This window comes from Streptomyces sp. NPDC054840 (assembly GCF_053611065.1).
Genome location: NZ_JBSGZP010001048.1, coordinates 1 through 1,663 on the forward strand (window position 1 = coordinate 1; position 1,663 = coordinate 1,663).

At 72.5% G+C, this 1,663-nt stretch carries 2 protein-coding genes; one reads left to right on the forward strand and one right to left on the reverse strand.

Annotated features, from left to right (window positions below; all coding sequences use genetic code 11):
* A partial coding sequence (locus ACWGIU_RS37360) for a phosphatase PAP2 family protein (protein WP_453712509.1) occupies positions 1 to 769 on the reverse strand: 769 nt, incomplete at its 3' end.
* 153 nt (positions 770 to 922) lie between these two features.
* On the opposite strand from ACWGIU_RS37360, the gene ACWGIU_RS37365 reads away from it, so the two are divergent.
* The gene (locus ACWGIU_RS37365) at positions 923 to 1,555 is read left to right on the forward strand and encodes a TetR/AcrR family transcriptional regulator (protein WP_453712510.1); all 633 of its coding nucleotides are present in this window, start codon (positions 923 to 925) and stop codon (positions 1,553 to 1,555) included.
* The last annotated feature ends 108 nt before the right edge of the window (positions 1,556 to 1,663 follow it).

A 1,663-nucleotide genomic window follows, 5' to 3' on the forward strand; every position in this document is an offset into this window, starting at 1 on the left:
GGCCCGGGCCCGCACCCGGGTCCCGGTCCCGGTCCCCGTCGCTCGTGCGCGGTTTCGGAACCAGCAGCAGCGCCGCCCGGAGGAGGACGGCGGCCACGACGGCGTCGAGCCAGTAGTGGTTGGCGGTGCCGACTATCACCAGCAGGGTCAGCAGAGGGTGCAGCAGCCACAGGAAGCGCCACGGCGAGGAGGTGGCGGCGATCAGGCCGAGCGCGAGCATCAGCGCCCAGCCGAAGTGCAGCGAGGGCATGGCGGCGAACTGGTTCGCCAGGGTGTCCTCGGCCGGTGCGGCCTTGTAGACGGTGGGCCCGTAGACCTGCGCGGTGTCGATGAGTCGCGCGGCGTCGAGCAGTCGCGGGGGCGCGAGCGGGAAGGCCAGGTGCAGGGCGAGGGCGGCGCCGGTGAGTCCGGCGAGTACGCGGCGCGTCCACAGATAGTGGGCGGGGCGGCGGATGTAGAGCCAGATCAGGAAGAGCGCGGTCGCCGGGAAGTGGACGCCAGCGTAGTAGGTGTTCGCGGTGGTGACGAGGGCGTCCCCGTGCAGCAGCAGCCGCTGTACCGCGCCCTCGCCGGGCAGGTGCAGGGAGCGCTCCACGTCCCATATTCGCGCCGCGTTGCGAAAGGCCTCGTCGGTGCGGTCGGTCGCGAGTAGCCGGCCCGCCTTGTAGACGGTGAAGAATCCCGCGACGAGCAGCAGCTCGCGTACGAGGCGGCGGCGCGCGGCTCTCCGTCCGGCTGCCGGCCCGGCAGGTGTGGTGTGGGAGCTCATCCCCCGGTCTCTCTTCCTGTTTGCGCGCACAGCGACACGCCAGTGTATCGATACATTGGCGTATCGATACGCTGGTGTACCGATACGGTCGCGTTCCCGTACACTTCCGTAGTGGAACCTGCCGCCGAGGCGCCCCAGAGGAAAGCCGCATCCATGACGAGGACCCCGTCCCCCGCGCGCCGCTCCAAGATCACCCCGGAGCGGGAGCAGGAGTTCTACGACGCCGTCCTGGAGCAGCTGCGCGAGCACGGCTACGAGGCCCTGACCATGGAGGGCGTCGCCGCCCGGGCGAGCTGCGGCAAGTCGACGCTCTACCGGCAGTGGAAGACCAAGCCCCAGCTGGTCGCCGCCGCCCTGCGCGCGGGGCGCCGCGGCACCCTCGTCGCCGTGGACACCGGGTCACTGGCGGGTGACCTGCGCGAAGCGGCCCGGATCGCGGCCGGCACCTCGGGCAGGGACACGCGGCTGACGCAGGCCCTCGGGCACGCCGTGCTCAGCGACGAGGAACTCCAGGCCGCCCTGCGCGAAGCCCTGGTCGACCCGGAGCTGGCCGCGTTCGACGAGATGGTCGGACGTGCGGTGGCGCGCGGCGAGATCGATGCCGGCCATCCGGCCGTGGAGTTCCTGCCCGCCCAGCTGATGGGCGTGCTCCGCATCCGGCCTGTGCTGGAGGGAAAGTACGCGGACGCCGACTACCTGGTCCGGTTCGTCGACGCCGTGCTGCTCCCGTCCCTGGGTCTCGCGCCTTCCCGCCCCACCGGGCTCGCGGCCGACCAGGCCCCCTGAACCGGCGGGCCGCCGTCCCGATGACCTGACGGCGACCTGCCCGCGCTGCCTCGTGGGGACGGCGGCAGCGCGCCACCCGGACCGGGCGGCGACCACTCACCCCAGGAG